The sequence below is a fragment of the Ruegeria arenilitoris genome (assembly GCF_013035315.1).
Lineage (GTDB): Bacteria > Pseudomonadota > Alphaproteobacteria > Rhodobacterales > Rhodobacteraceae > Ruegeria > Ruegeria arenilitoris_D.
Genome location: NZ_WQHP01000007.1, coordinates 20,488 through 45,459 on the forward strand (window position 1 = coordinate 20,488; position 24,972 = coordinate 45,459).

At 58.6% G+C, this 24,972-nt stretch carries 23 protein-coding genes; 14 read left to right on the plus strand and 9 right to left on the minus strand.

The features are described 5' to 3' along the window. Nucleotides 1–2: 2 nt before the first annotated feature. From GOV53_RS15705 to GOV53_RS15715, 3 genes are read right to left on the minus strand one after another with little or no spacing between them, the layout of a single operon-like run. Entirely contained in the window at nt 3–1,511 is a 1,509-nt protein-coding gene (locus GOV53_RS15705) for a heme biosynthesis protein HemY (protein WP_170468158.1), read from the minus strand. 10 nt (nt 1,512–1,521) lie between these two features. Next, the gene (locus GOV53_RS15710) at nt 1,522–2,745 is read right to left on the minus strand and encodes a COG4223 family protein (RefSeq protein WP_170468160.1); all 1,224 of its coding nucleotides are present in this window, start codon (nt 2,743–2,745) and stop codon (nt 1,522–1,524) included. Nucleotides 2,746–2,799: 54 nt separating this feature from the next. Beyond that, complete coding sequence (locus GOV53_RS15715; protein WP_170468162.1) at nt 2,800–3,513, minus strand: uroporphyrinogen-III synthase; 714 nt, start codon at nt 3,511–3,513, stop codon at nt 2,800–2,802. A 96-nt stretch (nt 3,514–3,609) separates the two neighbouring features. Here GOV53_RS15715 and tsaD point away from each other — a divergent pair, with 96 nt between their 5' ends. From tsaD to GOV53_RS15735, 4 genes are read left to right on the plus strand one after another with little or no spacing between them, the layout of a single operon-like run. Then, nucleotides 3,610–4,707: a tRNA (adenosine(37)-N6)-threonylcarbamoyltransferase complex transferase subunit TsaD gene (tsaD, locus tag GOV53_RS15720; RefSeq protein WP_170468164.1), complete on the plus strand. Its 1,098-nt coding sequence runs from the start codon at nt 3,610–3,612 to the stop codon at nt 4,705–4,707. Next, a complete protein-coding gene (locus GOV53_RS15725) occupies nt 4,704–5,666 on the plus strand; it encodes an NAD(P)H-dependent glycerol-3-phosphate dehydrogenase (protein ID WP_170468166.1) in 963 nt (320 codons plus the stop codon). The genes tsaD and GOV53_RS15725 overlap by 4 nt, the downstream gene beginning before the upstream one ends. A 1-nt stretch (nt 5,667) precedes the next feature. After that, nucleotides 5,668–5,937 carry a YciI family protein gene (locus tag GOV53_RS15730; protein WP_058275177.1) on the plus strand — a complete coding sequence of 90 codons (270 nt, stop codon included), beginning with the start codon at nt 5,668–5,670 and terminating at the stop codon, nt 5,935–5,937. Further along, on the plus strand, nt 5,937–6,359 hold the full coding sequence (locus GOV53_RS15735; protein ID WP_170468168.1) for an EVE domain-containing protein: 423 nt from the start codon (nt 5,937–5,939) through the stop codon (nt 6,357–6,359). Before GOV53_RS15730 ends, GOV53_RS15735 begins: the two co-directional genes overlap by 1 nt. A gap of 211 nt (nt 6,360–6,570) precedes the next feature. Here the strand turns inward: GOV53_RS15735 and GOV53_RS15740 are convergent, their stop codons facing one another. Further along, complete coding sequence (locus GOV53_RS15740; protein WP_170426381.1) at nt 6,571–6,912, minus strand: DUF2853 family protein; 342 nt, start codon at nt 6,910–6,912, stop codon at nt 6,571–6,573. A 201-nt stretch (nt 6,913–7,113) separates the two neighbouring features. Here GOV53_RS15740 and GOV53_RS15745 point away from each other — a divergent pair, with 201 nt between their 5' ends. Further along, the gene (locus GOV53_RS15745) at nt 7,114–7,761 is read left to right on the plus strand and encodes a DUF899 family protein (RefSeq protein ID WP_170468170.1); all 648 of its coding nucleotides are present in this window, start codon (nt 7,114–7,116) and stop codon (nt 7,759–7,761) included. An 8-nt stretch (nt 7,762–7,769) separates the two neighbouring features. Here GOV53_RS15745 and GOV53_RS15750 read toward each other — a convergent pair whose 3' ends face one another. The 3 genes from GOV53_RS15750 to GOV53_RS15760 form a co-directional block, all read right to left on the minus strand. After that, nucleotides 7,770–8,519, minus strand: coding sequence for an extensin-like domain-containing protein (locus GOV53_RS15750; protein WP_170468172.1), 750 nt, complete (start codon nt 8,517–8,519; stop codon nt 7,770–7,772). A gap of 13 nt (nt 8,520–8,532) precedes the next feature. Next, nucleotides 8,533–9,921 carry an adenosylhomocysteinase gene (ahcY, locus tag GOV53_RS15755; protein WP_170468174.1) on the minus strand — a complete coding sequence of 463 codons (1,389 nt, stop codon included), beginning with the start codon at nt 9,919–9,921 and terminating at the stop codon, nt 8,533–8,535. A 103-nt stretch (nt 9,922–10,024) separates the two neighbouring features. Further along, nucleotides 10,025–10,339 (minus strand): hypothetical protein, encoded by a 315-nt coding sequence (locus GOV53_RS15760; RefSeq protein ID WP_170426377.1) that lies wholly within the window; start codon nt 10,337–10,339, stop codon nt 10,025–10,027. A gap of 203 nt (nt 10,340–10,542) precedes the next feature. Between GOV53_RS15760 and GOV53_RS15765 the strand changes: the two genes are divergently transcribed. Both GOV53_RS15765 and GOV53_RS15770 read left to right on the plus strand, forming a co-directional pair. Beyond that, complete coding sequence (locus GOV53_RS15765; protein ID WP_170468176.1) at nt 10,543–11,136, plus strand: HD domain-containing protein; 594 nt, start codon at nt 10,543–10,545, stop codon at nt 11,134–11,136. 397 nt (nt 11,137–11,533) lie between these two features. Continuing rightward, nucleotides 11,534–12,016 (plus strand): O-methyltransferase, encoded by a 483-nt coding sequence (locus tag GOV53_RS15770; protein WP_367648789.1) that lies wholly within the window; start codon nt 11,534–11,536, stop codon nt 12,014–12,016. A gap of 88 nt (nt 12,017–12,104) precedes the next feature. Here GOV53_RS15770 and GOV53_RS15775 read toward each other — a convergent pair whose 3' ends face one another. Together GOV53_RS15775 and GOV53_RS15780 are read right to left on the minus strand one after the other, a co-directional pair. Continuing rightward, entirely contained in the window at nt 12,105–12,659 is a 555-nt protein-coding gene (locus GOV53_RS15775) for an ActR/PrrA/RegA family redox response regulator transcription factor (RefSeq protein WP_142637470.1), read from the minus strand. 86 nt (nt 12,660–12,745) lie between these two features. Beyond that, nucleotides 12,746–13,366, minus strand: a complete 621-nt coding sequence (locus GOV53_RS15780) for an SCO family protein (protein WP_170468180.1) — start codon at nt 13,364–13,366, stop codon at nt 12,746–12,748. Nucleotides 13,367–13,458: 92 nt separating this feature from the next. Here GOV53_RS15780 and regB point away from each other — a divergent pair, with 92 nt between their 5' ends. The 7 genes from regB to addA all read left to right on the plus strand — a co-directional run bounded on the left by regB (nt 13,459) and on the right by addA (nt 24,922). Further along, nucleotides 13,459–14,856, plus strand: coding sequence for a sensor histidine kinase RegB (gene regB / locus GOV53_RS15785; RefSeq protein WP_170468182.1), 1,398 nt, complete (start codon nt 13,459–13,461; stop codon nt 14,854–14,856). Nucleotides 14,857–14,941: 85 nt separating this feature from the next. After that, nucleotides 14,942–16,450 (plus strand): PAS-domain containing protein, encoded by a 1,509-nt coding sequence (locus GOV53_RS15790; RefSeq protein WP_170468184.1) that lies wholly within the window; start codon nt 14,942–14,944, stop codon nt 16,448–16,450. 41 nt (nt 16,451–16,491) lie between these two features. After that, entirely contained in the window at nt 16,492–16,965 is a 474-nt protein-coding gene (gene tsaE / locus GOV53_RS15795; RefSeq protein WP_170426365.1) for a tRNA (adenosine(37)-N6)-threonylcarbamoyltransferase complex ATPase subunit type 1 TsaE, read from the plus strand. Continuing rightward, nucleotides 16,962–17,966, plus strand: a complete 1,005-nt coding sequence (locus tag GOV53_RS15800) for an aminoglycoside phosphotransferase family protein (protein WP_170468186.1) — start codon at nt 16,962–16,964, stop codon at nt 17,964–17,966. Before tsaE ends, GOV53_RS15800 begins: the two co-directional genes overlap by 4 nt. Further along, on the plus strand, nt 17,963–18,649 hold the full coding sequence (locus tag GOV53_RS15805; protein ID WP_170468188.1) for a nucleotidyltransferase family protein: 687 nt from the start codon (nt 17,963–17,965) through the stop codon (nt 18,647–18,649). The genes GOV53_RS15800 and GOV53_RS15805 overlap by 4 nt, the downstream gene beginning before the upstream one ends. After that, the gene (gene addB, locus GOV53_RS15810; protein WP_170468190.1) at nt 18,642–21,569 is read left to right on the plus strand and encodes a double-strand break repair protein AddB; all 2,928 of its coding nucleotides are present in this window, start codon (nt 18,642–18,644) and stop codon (nt 21,567–21,569) included. Before GOV53_RS15805 ends, addB begins: the two co-directional genes overlap by 8 nt. Beyond that, entirely contained in the window at nt 21,566–24,922 is a 3,357-nt protein-coding gene (gene addA / locus GOV53_RS15815; protein ID WP_170468191.1) for a double-strand break repair helicase AddA, read from the plus strand. Before addB ends, addA begins: the two co-directional genes overlap by 4 nt. Nucleotides 24,923–24,972: the final 50 nt, after the last annotated feature.

Genomic DNA, 24,972 nt, shown 5'->3' on the forward strand with positions numbered 1-24,972 from the left:
CGTCAGGCCTGTTTCTCGACCTCAGGTTCCACATCCGGGCGGACGGGTTCGGCGTCCATTTCGATGACATCCGGTTCGGCGGGTTCCTCGGCTTCATCCACTTCGACCTCAGCGTCCGCTTCGCTCTTGTCCTCTAGCGCGCCCACAATCAGAGGCAGCATGTGAACACCTGTCGCAGAAGCGATTTCGGGTGTCTGCGGTGTCTGCCAGCTGAGCGTGTCAAAGCTGCCGCAGTTCTGACAGACCGGAGCCCACTCGGGCTGAATGTCGTGGCAATTGTCGCAAACCCATTGCGGCCCGCGCGGCGCGATCAGCGCCTTGGCCAGCCATCCCTGCACCACCGCGTCCGAGGCGCCCTCGCCCCGTTCGATCGCAGCCATCAGGGTATAGCCGCGCGCATCCGCGTTCTTTTCGACCACATCGCCCAGCGCACGACGCGCTTCGGGGAAGTCCTCGGCGACGATGTTCAACTCGGCCAGAATAAGACGGGTTTCCATGTTTTCAGGATGAATACGGGTCAGCGCGGCAAAGCGTTTGATCCGTTGATCAGGTGTTTCATCCGGTAAAATCTCGGCAAAGGCATGGGCCAGATCCGGGTGCGGCTGCACCTCCCAAGCCTTTTTCAGGATCTTGGTCGCAGAACGCGGCTTGCCCTTTTCGATATAGGCCCGAGCGGCCATCGCTGCTGCGGGCACCAGATCAGGCGACAGGCGGTTCGCTTCAATCGCGCGCTCCTGCTGCTCGACTGTGGCGTCCTCATCCAGAATGCCCTTGGCCTCAGACAGGGCCAGAACGGCGTCACGGCGTTTGAACACGTCGCGCGGCAGGTGGCCCGATTTCAGCTTGGCAGTCAGGGTCGAGCGCGCGCCCGCCCAATCCTGCGCCTTGGTCTGAAGGCCCAGCAGAATGTCCTGCGTTTCCTGATGGCGCGGCTTAATGGCCAAGGCTTTCTCGGCCAGCTTGCGCGCGGTGTCATCATCACCTTCGGCCAGCTTCTGTTTCATGATGCCGCGCACACCAACAAAGCGAGTCGCATTATTTGTCACTAGCTTCTTGTAGGTGTCCGCAGCCTTTTTCGTATCGCCGTTCATCTCGGCCGCCTGCGCGACCAGCAGGTTAGTGAGCTCGGGCTTGTTCAACAGCCGTTCTGCCTTGGTGGCCTTGTTCAGCGCCACGCGCCCTTCGCCGGAGGCCAGCGCCATCAGCCCATCAGACAGGGCCTGATACCCGCGCTGTTCACGGCTGCGGTCGAAGTACCGCGACAGGGCGGTCTCATCCCCGTTGAGGAACTTCAACGTCGCGATCAAAAGGGTCAGCAGCTTGAAGAACACCCAGATGGCAAACACCAGAACGCCCAGCGCGATCACCGACTGTAGCGGCCCCAGCGTGTATTCTGTTCCACCGGCCGTGATCTGAACCCCACCGCTGGTTTCCATCAGCAGCCCAGCGCCTACAGCCAACAGGCCAATAATCGCAACAAAGACTAAAATCTTAAACAGTGACCACAGCATGGCAGGTCCTTCAGTTCGAGTTCACGCTAGGCTGAAGCGCATTGGCGGCATCCACCGCGGAAACCCGCGTCTGTGCGGCCTGCTCCCAATCAGCCATCGCTGCCTGCGCCGCTTCGGGCAGGGATTTCAATTCGGTCAGAGCGGTTGTGACATCGCCGCTGGACAGGGCGGCCTCGGCCCGCGACAGGATCGCATCTGGATTGTCCCCCTCTTGCGGCGTGACTGAACGTGCACCGGTCTGCCGCTGCAGGAAGGCCACCAACCCGGTGGTCTTATCTGCATCGCGCGCATCCGCCAGCGCGGTCCGGGCCGCAGGCGAGAACGAACTGCGCAACGCCGCCAAGGTCGCAACACCCTTATCCGCCGGGCCAGACAGCGCGTCGGGCACCTCGACACCGCCTGCTTGCAGCTCGGCAACCAGATCAGAATAGGGCTGTCCGGCATCCAACTGTCCGGTCAAACGGGACAGGGTGGCCGCGTTCGCCGCGGCCTGCGCTTCGGCCGAGGCTTTGGCTTCAAGCGCTTGCGCATCCGAAACCATTTTTTCCACTTCGGCGCGCTGCGCCGCCAGAGAATCCTGCAACTTCTTCAATTCGGCTTCAAACGCTGCCGAAACCTCGGGCGAGGCACCCTGAGTCAACGCCCCGCTTTCCAGTGCGGTCAAACGACTGGCCAGAGGATCAATCTTACCTGTCAGCCCATCGAGGCTGGTTTTCAAGCTACTCAACTCTTCGCCCAGCGGTGTGACCTGATCGGTCAGGGCCGCGAGTTTTCCGTCAACATCCGACGTATCGGACAGGGATTTCGTCAAGGCTTCGATCTGGCTGGACTGATCGTTCAGCTTGGCCTCAAGCGCCGTGAGCGCATCTGAATCGGACGATCCGAACAATCCCGCGCTACCTGCCGCAAATCCGATCCCTGCAGCCAGAGCACCGCCAAGCAAAGCGGGTATGAAACCGCCGCGGCTTTCTTCTTTTTGCGGCTCTTGCTGCGGTGCTTCTTCCGTCTGGGCCACAGGTTCTTCCTGAACCGGCTCCTCAACACGCGCTTCGGCTTCGGCTTCGGCTTCGGCTTCGGCTTCGGCTTCGGCTTCGGCTTCGGCTTCGGAAAGGGGTTCTTCTACCGGCTCGTCCGCGTCAACAGAAGTTCCTTCACGCTGCGAAGTGAATTCAACCGCTTCGTCCGACTTGGGGTCTTCCACCGGCTTTTGATCGGTTTTTTTCTTACGAGCCACCGCGACGTTCCCCTTATCGAATCCAATTTCATATGAATAACAGGCCACTCTAAGTTAATCAGTGGTCTCTATACCCTCAACCCGCATCGCGTGTTTCACAAGCTTTTTAACGGCTTTCCGCATTTTCTTTGGCGTCGGCTCGTTAGCAATCTTCAGGCGCTGATAGTCCAAAGAATAAAGGGGCTCGGCGGTCGCTTCGCTGATTGCGGCCAACCACAAGGGTGCCGGGCCGGTCCAGATTTCGGCAAATTGTCGCGCCGTGCGCGGCGAAAACAAGGGCGCTATTACGGGGCTTTCGCCGGCAACAACGGCAGCAGCTTCGGATGTCACCGGTAACAGGCGCTGCTGATAAACGACCTGTTCTTGCACTGTTAGGCCTGATTCGGTCAGACGGCCAGCGACATTGCCGCGGGTATGTTCACCGCGCAGATGCATCAAAGGGCTTTCGGGCCTGTGTTTCAGCAGATAGGCCACCAGTTCTTCAGCGGTTTGGCCCACCATCATGGCGTCCCATCCCGCGCCCTTTGCGGTTCCGGTGGTTGCCGGGCCGACGCAATAGGCGGGTAACTCGCGCGAAACCCCAAGCGAGGCTGCTGCATTGACCGAGTTGGCTGAGGTAAAAATCAGCCCCCGAATACCGTCTGTTTGAACCGTGACCCGGACAGGACGAATCTCCAGAATGGGGGAATAGATGACCTCAACCCGTGACCTGACGCGGGTCGGCAGTTGCGCGACGAACCTTTCAGAGGCGGCGCGTGGGCGGGTCATCAACAAATACAATAGCGGGGCCTTCGGCCTTGGGATTGTTTGCGTCCGCGCAGGGTGATACCCCGCTTGGGTGTCATGATGCAACGGATCAGGCCTATGGTGCAAACACTTACCGTACTTGGATTGGAAAGCAGCTGTGATGACACGGCCGCCGCAGTCGTGCGCCAGTCCGACGGTGCAGGGGCCGAGATTTTGTCGTCGATCGTTCACGGCCAGACCGAGCTGCACAGCGCGTTTGGCGGCGTCGTGCCCGAAATCGCCGCGCGGGCACATGCAGAGAAGCTGGACACCTGTGTCATACAGGCGCTGGAGGCTGCTAGTCTGTCCCTTTCCGACATGGACGCAATCGCCGTCACCGCGGGTCCGGGTCTGATTGGCGGAGTCATGTCCGGCGTCATGTGCGCCAAGGGCCTGAGCGCCGCGACAGGCCTGCCATTGATCGGCGTGAACCACCTGGCGGGTCACGCCCTAACGCCTCGCCTGACGGATGACATCGCTTTTCCCTACCTGATGCTGTTGGTCTCGGGCGGACATTGCCAATACCTGATCGCGCATGGACCCGAACAATTCACTCGCCTAGGCGGCACCGTCGATGACGCGCCTGGCGAAGCCTTCGATAAGACCGCGCGACTTCTGGGCCTGCCCCAACCCGGCGGCCCGTCGGTCGAGGCCGAGGCGCGGGTTGGTGATCCCAAGCGATTCCGGTTTCCACGGCCGCTTTTGGATCGACCGGGATGCGATCTATCATTCTCAGGGCTAAAGACAGCTTTGATGCGAATGCGTGATCAGATTGTCGCAGAAAAAGGCGGTCTGACCCGTCAGGACCGCGCCGATCTTTGTGCAGGGTTCCAACAAGCGATTGTCGACACACTGGCCGAGAAAACCCGCCGCGCCATCGACCGCTATCTGGAAGAGAATCCCGCCGACCCGGTTATCGCCGTTGCCGGAGGGGTGGCGGCCAACTCGGCAATTCGCGCGGCGTTAGAGACTGTTTGCACCGAAAAAGGTGCCCGGTTCACTGCCCCGCCATTGGCTTTTTGCACCGACAACGCCGCGATGATCGCCTATGCCGGGATGGAACGCTTTCGCGCAGGGGCGCGCGACGGATTGGACCTGACCGCACGTCCACGCTGGCCACTGGACAAAACCAGCCCCGCAATGCTGGGCAGCGGAAAAAAGGGCGCCAAAGCATGAGTGTTTCCGTCCTGGGATCTGGCGCTTTCGGCACAAGCTTGGCCATTTCTCTGGCTGGGAACGGGCCGGTGACGCTGTGGTCTCGGGACGCGGAACAGGCGCGGCAGATGCGGCAGGCGCGCGAGAATGCCCAGCGCCTGCCCGGCGTAACCTTACCTACCGGAATCACGGTGACGTCGGACATCGATCAGGCCGCAAATGCTGATGTCCTGCTTGTGTCCGTGCCAATGCAGAAGCTGCGCGGCGCTTTGACTGAGCATGCCGAGGCACTGGCAGGAAAAACTCTGGTGGCGTGCTGCAAAGGGATCGAGCTGTCATCAGGGCTGGGGCCTATTTCGATGATAAGGCAAGTGATCCCGGACGCCCACCCTGCCCTGCTGACAGGCCCCAGTTTTGCCGACGACATCGCGCGGGGGCTTCCTACGGCGCTGACCCTGGCCTGCGCCGATGATGCGCTGGGAACAAAGCTGCAGAATGAACTGACCACCGCAAATCTGCGCCTTTACCGAACCACAGACGTGATCGGTGCCGAGCTTGGGGGCGCATTAAAAAACGTCATGGCCATTGGATGCGGCGCTGCTATCGGGGCCGGTCTGGGCGACAGCGCCCGCGCCGCCCTGATGACGCGTGGGTTTGCCGAGATGCAGCGCTTTGCCCTAATGCGCGGTGCGCAGCCGGACACTCTGATGGGACTGTCAGGCCTCGGGGATCTCGTTCTGACCTGTTCGTCTGAACTGTCGCGCAACTATCGTTTTGGCCTGTCTTTGGGTCAGAAAAAGACATTTGATTCAGAAACAACCGTCGAGGGCGTTGCAACTGCACGCGCCATGACAGACATCGCCGCCGCCGAAGGGCTGGACATGCCCATCAGTACCACGGTGGCCGACCTGAGCCACGGCGCTTATAGCGTCACGCAGGCCATTCAAACCCTGCTCAACCGACCCCTGAAGGAGGAATAACATGCTGATCGCCCTTATCGCCCGTGACAAGGACGGCGCGCTGCAAACCCGGCTGGACAATCGCGCAGCCCATCTGGCGTATATCGAGGAAACCGGTGTCGTCGCGCAGGCCGGTCCACTGCTGGACGGAGACGCGATGATCGGATCATTGATCATTCTCGAGGTCGAAGACATGGCCGCCGCACAAAACTGGGCGGATAACGATCCCTACGCAAAAGCGGGCCTGTTCCAGTCGGTTGACCTGATCGCGTGGAAGAAGGTCATAGGCTGATGGCGTACTGGCTGTTCAAATCCGAGCCATCGACCTGGAGCTGGGACCAACAGGTTGCCAAAGGGGATGCAGGCGAAGAGTGGGACGGCGTGCGCAACTATCAGGCGCGCAATTTTATGCGTCAGATGGCGTTGGGCGACCGGGGGTTCTTTTACCACTCGCAAAAGGACAAGGCGATTGTCGGCATTGTCGAGGTTTGCGCCGAGGCGCATCCCGACAGCACCACAGATGATGAGCGCTGGGAATGCGTGGACATCAAGGCCGTTCGGCCCTTTGAAACTTCGGTCACGCTAGACCAGATCAAGGCCGAGGAACGTCTGGCCGAGATGGTCTTGGTGAAAAACTCGCGCTTGTCCGTTCAACCCGTCACCGAGGCGGAATGGCGGGTGATCTGTGCGCTGGGAGAAACTCAAGCGGACTGACTGCGAAAAAAGGGAAGGCCCTGACCGATGCAGAACCTTCCCTACCCCGCGTGCTCCCAACTCACCACACGCGTATGGAAATTATGGCTCTGACCGTCCTGGTCGCTGTCTGACACGAACCGACCCTGCGGGCGCAGTTCAAACAGCAAGTGTCTAAAATTGAAAACGCCCGCCAGAGGACTGACGGGCGTGGCGGATGAGTTTGACGGGCTTAGCCGTAGACCGACTCTTTGCCGAAATGCTTTGTCAGCATGTAATAAACGACGGCGCGATACTTGTTGCGCTCGGACATGCCATAGGTTTCCAGAACCTTGTTGATCCCTTCCATCAGTTCAGGGCCATCCGCCAGGCCCAGCTTTTTGATGAGAAAGTTGTTTTTTACCGTTTCCAGCTCACCTTCCTGGCTGGCCGCGACGGTCGATGCGTCCGCGTCATAGATGGCCGGTCCGCAGCCGATCGTGACTTTGGTCAGCAAGTCCATATCTGCGTCCATACCGCATTTGGATTTCAGATCCTCGGCATATTTTGCGATCAGCTCGTCGCGTTTTCCCATGGTTATCTCCCGGTTGAAATTCGTTTTCTGGCCACTCCAGCGCCGCTGACACGGTAACGGGCGCGGGAATTTGCACAAAGGGAAAAATTTTTCGGCATTCCCCCTTAGCTCGGTTACGCGTGATCGGGGGCTTGATTTAAGCTGTCCTTTATTTAACAATATTGTTAAATATTAGTTTCATTCGAAGTTCAGGAGGCCACCATGCCCGTATCGCTACCGAACGAAAGCCCGCAATACCGAGCCGCCAGAAACGCTCTGCTGACAGCCGAAGCGGAATTGCGCGCCCAGATCGAACAGGTCGCAAATTTGCGGCGCGGTCTTCCCAAAGGTGGAACTGTTCCGCAGGACTATACGTTCCGCTCCGAACACGGTGCGCCGGCGCCGCTTTCGTCTCTGTTCGGGTCGCATGACACCTTGGCCATCTACTCGCTCATGTACGGACCAGACGCAGAGGCACCCTGCCCCATGTGTTCGGCGTTTCTGGACGGTTTGAATGGGCAGATTGCTCATATCTCGCACAAGATTGCATTTGCGGTGGTGGCTCAAAATACCAGCGAAAAACTCGTGGACCTGAAGGCGCGCATGGGTTGGAGTGACCTGCCCCTCTATTCCGCATTAGGAACAGATTATCAGCGCGACTATCTGGCCGAATCCGAAGACGGCAGCCAATTGCCGATCCTGAACGTTTTTCAACGTGATCAGGACGGTATTCACCATTTCTGGAGTTCTGAATTGTTCTTTGAACCCAGCGATTGGCACCCGCGGCACGTAGATGCAGCCTGGCCCCTTTGGAACATTCTGGATTTCACTCCGCAAGGACGCGGGGATTTCTTTCCGTCGTTGCGGTGAAGGCTGACCTATCGGCAGTATCCCCAGCCAGGACCCTGCAGGTGAAAATGGTTCGCGTGCAAACGATTGAAGTCTGTTCCCAAAACGACCCGAAACCAGTCACAGGCTCCTTGCCATATCTCGCGCAAGAATACGCCTTCAGGTCCTTCGTTGCCCCAATCCGAAAGCAAGGTTAGGCTGCGCCCATCGGCAAATTGCAAACCAACGATGTCAATGGAATCCGCCGTGGCGTGGCTGCTCCAACCACTGCCTTGATCCTGAGCGGTGCGAATCTGGCGGCAATTGTAGCTGCCTACATGCTGCAACCGGCTGACCTGTTTGCCTAACAAATCTTGTGCCGCTGGCTGGACCACATGATGTTCCCACATGGCCAGCCGCAGGGTCGTCGCACAACTGGTTTCGACCGCCTTTACATCTGAAGTCACCAGCGCAGACAAACGGCCGCGCCCGATGATGCCGCAATTCTCATCCACGACCAGATCCTCCATCGCATCAAAGTCGACGCCAGCTTCAGCCAGAGTGGCCCGGCACTGTGCTGGGTTCGCCAATGCGCGATTAAGCTGATACCGGGTGACTGGAGTGACCGGCGCGGTCACTTTCAACGCGCGCAGTGGGTTCCAATGCGATGGCACCGGAGTTTCCGGGTGCGCCAACAACCACCACCCTCCTCCTATGAAAAGTATGGCGACGATGGCGATACCAAAAACGAAAGACGCCGCCGATAACAGGAATCGGCGGCGTCCAGAATGTTTACTCATGCTTTCTTAGCACTCAATAACGGTAGTGTTCCGGCTTATAGGGGCCTTCGGGTTTCACGCCGATATAGGCCGCCTGCTCGTTATCCATCTGGGTCAGCTTGACGCCGATGCGATCCAGGTGCAGGCGGGCAACCTTTTCATCTAGGTGCTTGGGCAGGATGTAGACTTCGTTTTGGTATTCGTCACCTTTGGTGAACAGCTCGATCTGCGCCAGAACCTGGTTGGTGAAGGACGCCGACATCACGAATGATGGGTGGCCGGTCGCGTTGCCGAGGTTCAGCAGACGGCCTTCGGACAGCAGGATGATCCGGTTGCCCGAGGGCATCTCGATCATGTCTACCTGTTCCTTGATGTTGGTCCACTTGTGGTTCTTCAGGCTGGCCACCTGAATTTCGTTGTCGAAGTGACCGATGTTACCAACGATGGCCATGTCCTTCATCTCGCGCATATGCTCGATGCGGATCACGTCCTTGTTGCCTGTGGTTGTGATGAAGATATCGGCGCTGGCGACCTCATCCTCCAGCAGGGTGACTTCAAAGCCGTCCATCGCGGCCTGTAGGGCGCAGATCGGATCAACTTCGGTCACTTTCACACGGGCACCGGCACCGCGCAGCGACGCGGCAGAGCCTTTGCCCACATCGCCATAGCCGCACACAACGGCCACCTTACCGGCCATCATGGTGTCGGTGGCGCGGCGGATACCGTCGACCAGCGATTCCTTACAGCCGTATTTGTTGTCAAACTTCGACTTGGTCACCGAGTCGTTCACATTGATCGCCGGGAAGGGCAAATGGCCGTCTTTCACCAGTTGATACAGGCGGTTGACGCCAGTGGTGGTTTCTTCGGACACGCCTTGAATCTGATCGCGCATCTTGGTGAACCAGCCCGGGCTTGCTGCCATACGCTTGGCGATCTGCTTCTTGATCACCTCTTCTTCTTCCGAAGACGGCACAGGAATAATGTCCTCGCCTGCTTCGGCACGCGCACCCAGCAGGATGTACAGCGTCGCATCGCCGCCATCGTCCAGGATCATGTTTGGGCCTTCAGGGAACAGGAAGGATTTGTCGAGGTAATCCCAGTGCTCTTCAAGTGTCTGGCCTTTGATAGCGAAGACCGGAATACCTGCCTCGGCAATCGCAGCAGCCGCGTGATCCTGGGTCGAGAAGATGTTGCACGACGCCCAGCGCACATCCGCGCCCAGTGCGACCAGTGTCTCGATCAATACGGCAGTCTGGATGGTCATGTGCAGCGAACCCACGATCCGCGCGCCTGTCAGAGGCTTGCTTTCACCGTATTCTGCACGCAGAGCCATCAAGCCCGGCATTTCGGTTTCAGCGATATCCAGTTCTTTGCGGCCAAACCCGGCCAATGAGATGTCTTTGACGATATAGTCCCCGGCCATCAGGTGCTCCATTCCGGTAAATCACAGTCCGGGCAGCCCCTAGCATTCCTTGGGGCAGGTGGCAACGCGAATGGCCGGAAACCGGGTGAACCGTCCGGTTAAATCAACTTGGTTCACCCTTGAGCTCAATCTTTGGTATCGCTTCAAAAAAATCTGTGCCAACGGCGACAATACAACTAATGCCGTTCGCCTGAGTCACCAGAACCGTATAACTTCCGGTTTTTTTCGAGGTCCAAACCTCCATCACAGCCTGCGCACCGCGGGTTTTCTGCAACCCGCCAAACACCAACTCTTCCGAGTAGCTGTCCTGCAGCTTGGCGATCACATGATCGCGCTGCGCACAGTTTTTGGCGAAGGCGGGCGGCGCAGTGGCGGCCATTCCAAAGGTCAGGGCGATTGCGAACAAACGTTTGAACATAACATGCTCCTTTCGATCCGTGTTTCGTTTCGAGAGGGCATAACTGAAAGGAGTATGCCCCCCTCAGTCCTAATGTCGGGATCAGATCGTGTAGGTTCAAAGCACGATAGCTCAAGAAAATGTTGGCAGCATGTGATCCTGACAGGTACATCATAGCACAAAAACGCGAACTCAACGTGTCCAACTTCACAAGGCATGGCATAATGGCAACACAACCCCGAGCGTGGCAGCGGATGCTGTCTGGCCGCAGGCTGGATCTGCTGGACCCGACCCCGGTGGATATCGAGATCGAAGATATCGCGCATGGTCTTGCGTTTGTGGCGCGCTGGAACGGTCAGACGGCGGGCGATTTCGCCTATTCCGTGGCTGAACACTCTTTGCTTGTCGAAGAGCTTTTTGGCCGTATCGCGCCCAATGCACCGGTGAAATGGCGGCTTGCAGCCCTGTTACACGACGCGCCGGAATATGTGATCGGAGATATGATCTCACCCGTCAAATCCGCCGTCGGCCCTGACTACGGTGCGCTTGATGATCGTCTGGCGGCGGCGATCCACATCCGCTTTGGGTTACCTGCTGAGGTTCCGAAAACGGTGAAACGCCAGATCAAAAAGGCCGACAAAATCAGTGCCTGGATGGAGGCGACACAGATTGCGGGGTTTTCCGAGGCCGAGGCGACGAAATTTTTTGGCCATCCGGACAAAGCGGTGATGGAGGGGCTGGAGATCAGGCTGAGGCCGCCAGTTGACGTGCGGCGGGCCTATACCGATCGGCATCAGGCGCTACTGGACAGGATATGAATCGCAACGTAAACACTGGATGTCACGAGCATACCCTGGCTATATCCTGGTCATCTCTTGAAAACGGTTTATGCGCCAAAGCGCAAACAGGTAGCTGAATGGTAAGTACTTTTGTGACGTTGAAGCATAAAGAAGTAACGTTTTGCAGATAAAACAGGCACAAAAAGCGGGCATCCAAATCCACCGAGCAGAACCAGAGTCATGGGTCGCTCGTGAATTGCCGCAATCGGCGCCCGAAGATGTATTCCTGAAACCGTTGTTTGAAGAAATCGAAACACGATCAAAGCAAACTGCCACCGTCGGCGCACTGCCACTTTGGGAAGGCTATCATAAACTTGAAAACTACCCGACGGATACATCCTCATCCGCAACTCGATCTTCTGATCAGGTGCGTACCGTGAAACGCACGGGCGAGTTTTTTGCATGGTTGGTTTGTGTCTTGAAACCAAATCAAGTCGTTGAAATCGGCAGTGCATTTGGAGTTTCTGGCATGTATTGGTGCGCAGGTCTCTCTGCCTTGCGCGCCGGGGAATTCACTGGCTTCGAACCGAATTCAGCCTGGTCCCCATATGCTAAATCCAACATAACCGCGATTTTGAAAGACGCGAGATTGATCAAAGGGACGTTCGAAGAGAATCTGGCCGAGGCACCCGATTCCATCGATCTTGCGTTCATCGATGCAATTCACACACCGGAATTTGTCGATACCCAGCTAAATCTAGTTCTGGAACGATCTCACAAAGGCACGTTGATCGTTCTGGATGATATCCGATTTTCCACAGAGATGTCCGACTACTGGCTGCAAGTACGCGATGACGCCCGGTTTTCAGCCGCGTTCGAGTTCACCCGCCGGGTCGGATTTCTGGAGTTCTCGGGCTGACGCCCCCTTGCATATTCATATATTCTATAGCCACCAATCAATTGAAAGGTAGCTATAGAATATAAGGTGTTATTGACTGTTTTGAAAATTACCGCGGGCTGCGCTTCGCCAAAATCCGCTGCAAAGTTCGGCGATGCATATTCAGGCGGCGCGCGGTCTCCGACACGTTCCGGTCACACAGCTCATACACCCGCTGGATATGTTCCCAACGCACGCGGTCCGCGCTCATGGGGTTTTCTGGTGGCGGGGGCAGTTCATCGCCCTTGGCCAGTAGCGCGTTGGTGATGTCGGTAGCGTCGGCGGGTTTCGACAGGTAGTCGGTTGCTCCGATCTTGACGGCAGCAACAGCGGTTGCAATCGCGCCGTATCCGGTCAGGACCACAACCCGGCTGTCGGGGCGCTTTTCGCGCAAAACTTCGACTACGTCCAGACCGTTGCCATCCTCAAGCCGCAGGTCAACCACGGCATAGGCAGGCGGGCGAGCGGTCGAAATAGCACGGCCTGCAGCAACAGAGCCCGCGGTTTCAACTTCGAACCCGCGTTTTTCCATGGCCTTTGCCAGACGTCTCAGAAACGGTTCGTCATCGTCCACCAAAAGCAGGGATTTGTCGGGGCCGATGTCGAGGTCAGAGCTGTCCGCCATATTCTGTTCTTTCCGCTATTTCACGCCTTTGGCTTAACCATGAGTAATAGCAGCGCCATCCCAAAGGTCAAACAAGGTGTCGCCCTCTAGATCTTGTCCAGAAAGCAACCGACTTTATCCGCCATCTGTTCTGCGGTGTCATCGCGGTTGAAAAACTCGATGAAACCGTCCTGAGGCGTGACCAGATAGGTAAAGGTCGAATGGTCGACCAAATAGTACTCATCGCTTTTGTCATGAGCCCGGTAATAGGTCTTGTAGGCCTGGCTTGCCGCCTTGACCTGCTCGGGCGAGCCGGTCAGCGCAATGGTCTTGCCACCCAGGTTGAACGCGTAGTCCGCAACAACTTCGGGTGTGTCGCGATCAGGGTCGATCGAGATGAATAAGGGCGTCACCGACTGGCCCCGCTCGGCCAGAATATCCACGGCTTCGGCATTGCGGGACATGTCAAACGGGCAGACATCGGGGCAGAAGGTATATCCGAAATAGACCAGCGTCGGCTCGGTGATGACATCCTTGTCGGTGACTGTTGCACCCTGACCGTCGATTAGTTCGAACGGCCCGCCGATGGCTGCCGTGCCACCCGCAATTTGGCTGGTTCGGCACTGGGCAAACTTGTCATCCGATCCGGTGCCCCGGGTCAGCAGCCACATGGCGCCCAGACCTACGGCCAGCACGACGGTTGCAAGGATGGCATAAAGACGGACCATGACTTCAATCCTGACGAAATAGGGGTTGTTGATCGTTTCGGCCGGGACACCTATCAAGAAGCTCAGCCGATGCAACAGGACATAATCGACCGATGGCAAATTCCAACATCACATTTTGGCGCGGTCAGGAACGCAGCAGTTGGATCCGTCTGCGTACACTGATCCTGCTGCGCTGGGTGGCGATTATTGGCCAGATCACCGCGATCACCGTGGCTCAGCACACCTATGAAATCCAGCTGGATGCTACCTTGTGCTATCTGGCGATCGGTATTTCGGTCATGGGGAACCTGACCGCGATCCTACTGTTTCCCCGCAACAAACGCCTGTCCGAGTTTGAGAACTTTCTGATGGTGTTGTTTGACCTGCTTCAGCTGACAGTCCTATTGTACCTCACGGGCGGGTTGAACAACCCCTTTGCCCTGTTGCTGGTGGGGCCTGTCACTATCTCGGCCAGTGTGATGAGCACGCGGTCAACGTTGATAATCGGGGGCGTAGCGATTGTTCTGACCACCTTGTTGGCCGAATTCCACCAGCCCCTGCGCACGGCTTTGGGGGCCGAGCTGGATATTCCCGACATTCTGCTGTTCGGAAACTGGGCCGCCATCGTGATCGCCATCGTCTTTCTGGGCGCGTATTCGCACCGCGTCAGTTCCGAGGTGCAGTCCATGTCCGAAGCTCTGGCCGCCACGCATATGGCACTGGCCCGTGAACAGAAGCTGACCGATCTGGGGGGTGTCGTGGCTGCCGCCGCCCACGAACTGGGGACCCCGCTCGCCACGATCAAACTGGCCAGTTCCGAATTGATCGAGGAGTTGGAAGACCGCCCCGATCTGATCGAAGACGCCGCCCTGATCCGGGAGCAGGCGAACCGTTGTCGCGATATCCTGCGCGATATGGGCCGCGCGGGCAAAGACGATCTGCATCTGCGACAGGCCCCCCTGTCCACCGTCGTCCACGAAGCGGCCGAACCGCATATCAACCGGGGCAAGACCGTACATTTCACCGAAGGCCCGGCCGAAGATGGTGATGTCCAACAACCCTCGATCCTGCGCAAGCCCGAGATCATTCACGGTCTGCGCAACCTGATCCAGAATGCGGTGGATTTTTCCCGCGATAACGTCTGGGTCGAGGCGGAATGGTCCACCAAACAAATCACCGTCAGCATCATGGATGACGGCCGCGGCTACCCGTCTCAGATGATCGGCCGTATTGGCGATCCATTCATGCGCCGCCGCCGCAGCGAGAGTGATAAGAAGACCCGCCCGGAATACGAGGGCATGGGTTTGGGCCTTTTTATTGCCAAAACGCTGCTGGAACGCAGCGGTGCCGAGTTGGATTTTGCAAACGGCTCGGATCCCTATCAAACCCTGTCAGACCACCCTGAACGCCGGGGCGCGATCGTCAGGGTAACCTGGCCCAGAAACCTTGTGGACGCGCAGACCGGCGATACCCCGGTTCCATCAGGCGTCAACCAGCGCTTCCAGACCTGATCACCGCCCGACGCTCCGGAGTTAAGACACCGTTAACCAATATGGCGCATAGTCTTAACGCTTTGTTTCGCATACCGGAGAGCGCATGATCGACTGGATCTTTCTGGCCATCATCAGCCTTGTATCCGCAAGTCTTGCCGTTCAGTGGCTTTTGCCACGTCGGCGGCAAGGAGGTGACAATTTTGGCCTTTCTGCGCCCGCGTCGCTGTTCGACGCGGTGTTTCTGTTCGACGGGGACAAGTTGATCAGCCATTCGGACATCGCGCTGGAAGGGTTCGAACAGGTGCGTGATTGGTCCGACTTGCGGCGCCTGCTACAGCGGGATTTCCCGACCTTTCCCGAAACGCCAGACCGCATTCGCCGTGAGGGCAACATGGTCATTCCGGCCATCGACTGCACCGTCGAACGCGATGTTATGTGTGAATGGATCGACGGAATTGTACGGGTGCAATTGCGCAACCAAAGCGAGTGCCCGTCCTCAACCCACCGCGCACCCAACGATCCCAATCGCCTCGCGATGGAAAAGGCGCCCTACCCGGTCTGGCTTTTGGATCATCAAGGTACCGTGCGCTGGTGCAATGCGGCTTATGTCTCGCTGGTTCGCAAGGTGCGGGGGCAGGATACGGACCTGACCGCCCCCTTGTTTCCGGTGCACGACGACGACCAAAGGCTGAGCGCAAAGACGCGCGTCTCGATTTCCTCCGCATTCAGCGACAACAAACTGTGGTTCGATCTTACGCTGGTCGATCATCCCGAAGGTCACCTGTCTTATGCTGTGGACATCAACGCGATTGTCGAGGCTGAGACCGCGCAGCGCAAATTCGTTCAGACAATGACCAAGACCTTTGCCCAGCTTTCCATTGGGCTGGCCATTTTCGACCGCAATCGCCAGTTGGCGCTGTTCAACCCTGCCCTGATTGACCTGACCACCCTGCCCCCTGATTTCCTGAGCTGCCGCCCCAGCCTGTCCAGCTTTTTCGACCGTCTGCGCGACCAGCATATGATGCCTGAGCCCAAGAATTATCGCAGTTGGCGCAGGCAGATGAACGACCTGCTCGAGGCGGCAGAAGACGGCAACTATCAAGAAACATGGTCCCTGCCCTCGGGCTCGGTCTATTCGGTCAGCGGGCGACCGCATCCGGACGGCGCGGTCGCCTTTCTGTTCGAGGATATTACGGCCGAAATCACTCTGACCCGGCGCTTTCGGTCGGAAATGGACCTGATGCAATCCATTCTGGACAAGCTGGCCGACGCGGTGGCGGTTTTCAGCGATGATGGCACACTGGCGTTTACAAACTATGCCTATCAGAAACTTTGGGGCGACACCGGGGATTCCGGGTTTGATGCGGATACTGTTCTGGATGTCACCAAAACCTGGCAGGAACACTGCACCGCGACCCCGATCCTGGGCGAAATTCGGGACTTTGTGGAAATGCGCGAAAACCGGGCAGAATGGTCAGGCGTGATTTATCTGCGCAACGGAACACCGCTAACCTGTATCGTGTGCCCGATGCAGAACGGGGCGACCATTGTTCGTTTCAACATGGACCCGCCAGAGGCGATGCGGCAAGAGGTGCAGCAAATCAGCGCCTGAACCGGGTTGCAGGCAACCGGGCTCAGGGCCATTGTGGCGCCATGACCAAATCGCCCTGCACTATGACTTTGAACTCCCCCGAGGACACCGCCGTATTCGCAGCCCGCGTCGGCGCAACACTTGTGCCCGGCGACATCCTGTTGCTTGAAGGCGAAATTGGCAGCGGCAAAACGCATTTCGCACGCAGTCTGATACAGTCGCTGATGGCCGAGCCAGAGGATGTGCCCTCACCCACCTTCACGTTGGTTCAGGCCTATGACACGCCTCAGGCAGAAATCTGGCATTGTGACCTGTATCGCCTGAGCGCCGTCGAAGAGGTCGAAGAACTGGGCCTGACCGAGGCTTTTGACACCGCAATATGCCTGATTGAATGGCCTGGAAAGCTGGGTCCGCTGACGCCGGAAACAGCTGCCACTCTGACCTTCAAAACAGACCCTAACACGACGGGAATCCGCCATTTGACCTTGTCATGGTCGGATCCGAAATGGCCTCAGAAACTAAGGATTGATGAATGACGAACCGGGCGGTTTTGGCCGAAGCGCTGATCGCGCAGACACCATGGGCCAACGCACAGCACGCGCCACTGGCCGGCGATGCCTCGAACCGAAAGTACGAACGGCTGACCGATCCTGACACCGGTAAAACGGCGGTTCTGATGGACTCTCCTCCGGACAAGATGGGCAATGTCGATGATTTCGTGCGCGTCGCTCAATACCTGCTGTCCCTTGGCCTGAGTGCTCCGGAAATATACGCAGAGGACTCTCATTACGGGTTCCTCCTGCTTGAGGACCTTGGCGACGATCTGTTCGCCCGCGTGCTGGAACAGACCCCCGAAAAAGAGCGCGAACTTTACGCTGCCGCTACAGATGTTTTGGTCGACCTGCACAATGCAGCCACCCTGTCCCTTCCCTCATATGATCCGTCACTCATGACTGAGCTGGCCGCGTTGTCATTTACGAAATACGCGCAGGCAATCCTGGGCACTCATGACACCGATGCGCGAAATCGGTTTGAAAACCGGTTCTCGGACATCCTGCATCGCGAAACCTCGGGCAGCAAAACCGTCGTGCTGCGGGATTATCATGCCGAGAACCTGATCTGGTTGCCCGATCGCACCGGCGTAAAGCGCGTTGGTTTGCTGGATTTTCAATCCGCCATGCTGGGCCATCCGGCCTATGATCTGGTTTCATTGCTGCAGGATGTGCGCCGGTATGTTTCACCCGGAACCGAGATGCAGATGGTCAACCGTTACATTGCGGCGACCGGGATGAACGATCACGACTTCCGCACAGCCTATGCCGTCTTGGGAGCGCAAAGAAATCTGCGAATTCTGGGCGTCTTTGCCCGGCTTGCCACCGAGTATGGCAAACCCGGCTATATCGACCTGATCCCGGCAACCTGGTCGCATCTGATGCGGGATCTGGAACATCCCGCGCTGGTCTCGGTCGCTGATCTGGTGCGCAACGCCCTGCCTGCACCCACTCCTGAAAATCTGGACAGGCTCAGACAGAAATGACCCAAACACCCGAAGCCGTCATGCTGTTTGCCGCCGGGTTTGGCACCCGTATGGGTGCTTTGACGAAGGACCGACCCAAACCCCTGATCGAGGTCGCGGGACAGCCGCTGATCGATCACGCGCTGGGTCTTGTGGACGAGCTGCGCCCCAAGCGCGTGGTGGCCAATCTGCACTATCTGCCCGAACAGCTGGAAGCACATCTGGCCCCCAAAGGCGTTCTATTGTCCAATGAAACCGGGCAGATACTGGAAACAGGCGGCGGATTGCGCGCTGCGCTGCCCTTGCTGGGACCTCAACCCGTTTTCACACTTAACCCCGATGCCATTTGGTCCGGGCCAAACCCGCTGACCCTGTTGCAAAAGGCGTGGGACCCGGATCGCATGGACGCATTGTTGATGTGCGTTCCGGTGGACCAGACAGTCGGGCACGCCGGCAAAGGTGATTTCACTGCAGATAAAAACGGTAGGATCACCCGTGGCGGCACGCTGATCTATGGCGGTGCCCAGATCATGAAAACCGAAGGGTTGTTGGATATCCCAGAGACGTCATTCTCGCTGAACTTGCTGTGGGACAAAATGCAACAGAACAACCGCCTGTTTGCCTGTATCTATCCCGGGCGGTGGTGCGATGTCGGCCATCCGGAAGGGATTGCCTTGGCCGAGGATCTGATCGCCAATGTTTGAGCCCAGCCCCGCGCCGCGCGTTTTTGCTGTTCCACCCGGAGCGGACTTTCCGAAAATGCTGGTTCAGGGCCTTCGGAATCGCAGCGCCGCGCATCCGCCCGACGCTCTGGCGCGGGTTCAGCTGGTGGTCAACACACGGCGCATGGCCCGGCGGGTCCGAGATCTGTTCGATCAGGGTCCGGCTTGCCTTTTGCCACGCTTGTCACTTGTCACCGATCTGGGGGAAAGTGTCGATCTGGCTCAGATCCCGCCGGCTGTTCCTCCGCTGCGCCGCAGGCTGGAGCTGACCCAGTTGATCGCCAAACTGTTGGAGCAACAGCCCGATCTGGCCGCGCGGTCGTCGTTGTTTGATCTGTCTGACAGCTTGGCCGCGCTGATTGACGAGATGCAGGGCGAAGGGGTTTCGCCTGATGCGATCCGCCAATTGGACGTCAGCGATATGTCCGGGCACTGGGCCCGCGCCCAGACATTTTTCGGGATCGCGGATCACTTTGTTGACTCCGGTCCGAATGCTTTGGACGTACAGGCGCGGCAACGGCTGGTGGTGGAGAACCTGATCGCACGCTGGCACGACGCGCCCCCGCAGCATCCGGTGATCCTTGCGGGTTCGACCGGTTCGCGCGGGACCACACTGATGTTGATGGAGGCCGTCGCCCGCTTGCCTCAGGGTGCATTGATCCTGCCAGGGTATGATTTCGATCAGCCAGAGGATGTCTGGCATGGGTTGGACGATGCGCTGACATCCGAAGATCACCCTCAGTACCGGTTCCGTAAACTGATGACCCAGCTTGGGCTTGAGCCGGGTCAGGTTCGTCCGTGGACCGATGATCCGGCACCCTCGCCCTCTCGTAACCGTTTGGCATCGCTGGCTTTACGGCCAGCGCCGATCACTGACGCATGGATGTCCGAAGGCCCAAAGCTGACCGATCTGGATGGTGCCACCAAAGACCTCACGCTTGTCGAGGCGCAGTCACCACGGTCAGAGGCGCTGGCCATCGCACTGCGCTTGCGCGAAGCCGCTGAGTCCGGCCAGACCGCTGCGCTGATCACGCCCGACCGGATGCTGACCCGTCAGGTCAGCGCCGCCCTGGATCGCTGGAATATCCTGCCCGATGACAGCGCCGGTCTGCCGCTACAGTTGTCGCCGCCGGGCCGGTTCCTGCGCCATGTCGCGGGTTTGTTTGCCCGGCGTCTGGATGGTGAGGCGCTGCTGACCCTGTTGAAACACCCATTGTGCCACGACGGTGGCGAGCGTGGGGTGCATTTGCTTCACACCCGCGATCTTGAACTGGACTTGCGCCGCCATGGCCCACCGTTCCCTGACAGCGCCAGCCTGACTGCTTTTGCTATTCGCAAAGAGGTACCCGAGGAGTGGGTTCGGTGGGTGGTAACGCATTTCTGCGATCAACAGGTTCTTGGTCAGCGTCCCTTGTCCGACTGGGTGTTCGCCCTGCGCAAACTGGCCGAAGCGATTTCCGCCGGAAGCGAGGGGGAAACCGGCACATTATGGGATAAGAACGCAGGCCAAAAGGCACTGGCCGTACTGACCGGGCTGGAAGAAGAGGCGCAGCACGGCGGCCCCATGACCGCCCACGACTTTGCCGACCTGTTGGGCGCACTTTTGGCAGGCGAAGAGGTCCGCGACCGCGACGCCCCGCATCCACACATCATGATCTGGGGTACGCTTGAGGCGCGCGTGCAGGGGGCTGATCTGCTGATCCTCGGCGGGCTGAACGAAGGCAGCTGGCCAGAAGCCGCCGCTCCCGACCCGTGGCTGAACCGTCAAATGCGCGACAAGGCCGGGCTTTTGTTACCCGAACGTCGGATCGGATTGTCTGCTCATGACTTCCAACAGGCCATCGGCGCGCCTGAGGTCTGGCTGACCCGCGCGACTCGTTCTGATGATGCTGAAACCGTTCCGTCGCGCTGGCTGAACCGGTTAACGAACCTGTTGCAGGGCCTGCCAGGGCAGGGTGGGCCGGACGCCCTGTCGGCGATGCGCGCACGTGGGCGGCAATGGCTGCGATGGTCTGAACAGTTGGAGGCAGCGCCCCACATCGAACCCGCGCCGCGCCCGTCACCGCGGCCTCCGGTGACATCTCGACCCAACCGGCTGAGCGTGACCGAGATCAAACGACTGATCCGTGATCCTTATGCCATTTACGCCAAACACGTTCTGCGACTGAAACCGCTGGACCCGCTGGTTCAGGCTCCGGATGCTTTGCTGCGCGGAATCGTGATCCACGAAGTCCTGGAACACTTCATCAAGGACAGCGTTCTGGACAGCGCTTTGCTGACCCGCGAGAACTTTTTGAAACGTGCAGAAACCTTGCTGGATCAGCACGTGGCGTGGCCGACGGCGCGCAAACTTTGGCTGGCCCGGTTGGAGCGCATCGCAGATGATTTTCTGTCCGCCGAAACCGCGCGGCGTGGTGACGGTGGTCCCGTGGCCTTTGAAGCCGCGATGAAGCTGGTGCTGTCGCCGTTGGATTTCACCATTGCCGGGCGCGCGGATCGGATCGACCGTAACAGCCGCGGCGCGCTGCGGATTGTGGACTACAAGACGGGCACCCCTCCGACCGAAAGCCAGCAATCCAAGTTCGACAAACAGCTGCTGATCGAAGCGATGATGGCCGAGCAGGGCGGTATCGAAGGGTTTGATCCGTTTCCGGTGGCCGAGGCGGTCTTTATCGGCATGGGCGGCAGCTACAAAGAAATACCGGCACCACTGGCAAAAGAACCACCCGACAAGGTTCTGGCCGAGCTCAAAGAGCTGATCTCAGCTTATTTAGAGCCTGATCAGGGATTCTCTTCCCGCCGGATGCTGCACAAGGACACGGACATTGGCGACTATGACCATCTGGCCCGGTTTGGCGAGTGGGATCGCACCGATGACACAACGCCCGAGGATCTGACATGAGCGCCCGCAATGACGCGACCGAGCGGCAGGTGCAGGCCGCACGTCCCGACGCTTCGACCTGGCTCGCAGCGAATGCGGGGTCCGGTAAGACTCGGGTTCTGACCGACCGGGTGGCGCGTTTGTTGTTGGCTGGCGTGCAGCCGCAACACATCCTGTGCCTGACCTACACCAAGGCCGCCGCCAGCGAGATGCAGAACCGGTTGTTCAAACGGTTGGGTGAATGGGCCATGCTTGGCGATGACCCGCTGCTGGCGCAATTGACCGATCTGGGTGTGCCGGGGATCATCGACCCGGATCGGCTGGCGCAGGCGCGCACGCTGTTCGCCCGCGCAATTGAAACGCCTGGCGGATTGAAAATCCAGACGATCCACTCGTTCTGCGCCTCGTTGCTGCGGCGCTTCCCGCTAGAAGCCGGGGTTAGCCCGCAATTTTCAGAAATGGAGGACCGCGCGGCAGCCCTTTTGCGGGAAGAGATTGTCGAGGATTTCGCAGAAGGCCCTCAGGCCACACTCATCGAAGATGTCGCCCGGTTTGTCACCGATACCGGGTTCGACAATCTCACGGCTGCGATCACCCACAAACGCAACCTGTTTGCGCAGCCACTGGACTGGTACGGCGTCCTGCAGCGATTTGAACTGCCTGAAGGGTTTGACGAAGATACCCTGCTCAGCCGCGTGTTTCTGGGCGGAGAAGTGGAGTTGATCCGCACCATCCTGCCCGCATTGAATGAAAGCGGCGGGAACAATGCCAAAGCGGCAGCAAAACTGTCAGCCTTTTCAGAGGCACGGATCACCAGCCTGCCCATGTTGGAAAGCGTGTTTTTGACCGGCAAAAGCGCGAAAGAGCCGTTCACCGCCAAAATCAACAGCTTCCCCACCAAAGCCCTGCGTGAAGGGATTCTGGCGGGCCAGATGCCTCAGCTTGAGGCGTTCATGCTGCGGGTCGAGGCCGCTCGGGAACACCGGCTTGCCCTGATCGCAGCGCGAAAGACTCATTTCCTGCACCGGTTCGCAACCGCTTTCCTGCCGGAATACGAACGGCGCAAACAGCTGCGGGGATGGCTGGATTTTGACGACCTGATCCTGCGTGCGCGGCAAGTCCTGAACGATCCCGCGGTGGCCGAGTGGGTGTTGTACCGTCTGGACGGCGGAATCGACCACATTCTGGTCGACGAGGCGCAGGACACCAGCCCGGATCAATGGGACGTGGTCGAAAAACTGGCGCAGGAATTCACCAGCGGGGAAGGGGCCCGGTCCGGAGTCGAGCGCACGATTTTCGTGGTCGGCGACAAGAAGCAGTCGATCTATTCTTTTCAGGGCGCAGACCCTCAGGCCTTTGACAGGATGCAGGCCGAGTTTGGGCGAAAACTGTCGGAATCAGGCTCTAAACTATGGGATTCGACGTTGGAGTATTCCTTCCGATCCTCCAGCGCGATTTTGTCTTTGGTGGATATCCTGTTCGAAAACAGAGCTGAGGCCGGGTTTCACAAGGACAGCCAGCACCGCGCCTTCAAAGCAGATTTGCCGGGCAGGGTCGATCTGTGGCCCGTCGTGGAAAAGGTCGAAGACGATGATGACAGCGACTGGACCGATCCTGTGGATCGGCCCGGAGCGCGGCATCACAATGTCATTCTGGCTGAGAAGGTCGCCAAATCGATCAAGGATATGATCGACAGCGGCGAAACGATTCCCGAAGATGGCGAGCCCGGCACATTTGTCCGGCGCAAAGTGCAGCCCGGGGATTTCCTGATCCTGGTCCAACGCCGCTCGGACCTGTTTGCCGAGATCATCCGAGCCTGCAAGGCGCAAGGGTTGCCCATCGCCGGGGCAGACCGTCTGAAAGTTGGCGCAGAACTTGCTGTCAAAGACCTGGCCGCTCTGCTGAGCTTTCTGGCTACGCCCGAGGACAGTCTGTCACTGGCCACCGTCCTGAAATCCCCGCTGTTTGGTTGGAGCGAGCAGCAGCTGTTCGATCTAGCGCACCGCCGGAAAGAACAATTCCTGTGGGCTGCCTTGCGCCAGCGAGCCGACGAATTCCCGGAAACGCTGGCCGTTCTGAATGATCTGCGTGGCCAAATCGACTTTTTGCGCCCTTATGACCTGATCGAACGTATCCTGACCCGCCATGACGGCCGCCGCAAATTGCTGGGTCGCCTAGGGGCCGAGGCCGAAGATGGTATCAACGCCCTGCTATCCCAAGCCTTGGCCTATGAACGGACCGACATCCCCAGCCTGACAGGTTTCCTTGTCTGGATGCAGACAGATGATCTGGAAATCAAACGTCAAATGAGCGGCGTGGGCAATATGATCCGGGTGATGACGGTGCATGGCTCCAAAGGTCTGGAGGCACCGATTGTAATCCTGCCGGATACCGGAAAACGGCAAGCCCCGCGCGACGCCGAGATTATGGTTGCGGATGGAACACCCCTGTGGAAGGTGCCAGCCGATGCCTCTCCGGCGCTGATTGCACAGGCCCGCAATGAGGCCCGCGCCCGAGAAGAGAATGAGCGGCTTCGGTTGCTGTATGTGGCTCTAACACGGGCCGAAAAGTGGCTGATTGTCGGCGCTGCGGGCGATGTCGGTAAAGATGGCAACAGCTGGTATCTGATGGTGCAAGCCGCGATGGAACGGGCAGGGGCTGTGCAATTGACCGGCACTGAAACCCTGCGTCTTTCGCACGGGGATTGGGACGCTCTGCCCATGATCGAAACGCATGAGGCCACAGTGGCTGACCGGGATATGCCGCCGTCATTCCTGACATCAGCAAAAACACCTGATGCGGAACCTGAAACCATCAGCCCGTCGGACCTTGGGGGTGCCAAGGCCCTGCCTGGCGATGCGGGACAGGATGAAGAGGCCGCAAAACTTCGCGGTACGCGCCTGCACTTGTTGTTGGAACATTTGCCCTCGGTCGCGCAGGATAGCTGGCCAGAGCTATGCGCCCGGCTTCTACCCGAATTGCAAGACCCGGACCGGCAAGATCTGTTGGCCGAGGCCTGCGACGTTTTGGCCGCACCGCATCTGCAGGCAGTCTTTGCCGACAACGCTCTGGCTGAGGTGCCGGTGACGGCCGATCTGAACGGGCGTCGAATGCACGGCATTATCGACCGGCTGATTGTCTCAGATACCGAGGTTCAGGTCATTGATTTCAAATCAAATGCGACCGTGCCGAGGGACGCGCAAACCTGCCCCGAGGGCGTGTTGCGACAAATGGGGGCCTATGCTCAGGCCATGTCGCAGATCTATCCAAGCCATGAAATCCGAACCGCAATCCTGTGGACCCGGACAGCCACGCTCATGTGGTTGCCACACGATCTTGTGACGGATGCGTTGGACCGTACCCAGATATCTTGACCTTACCCAGCCCGACCCCTACGTTCTGTTCCCGAGTTACCCCATTCAGG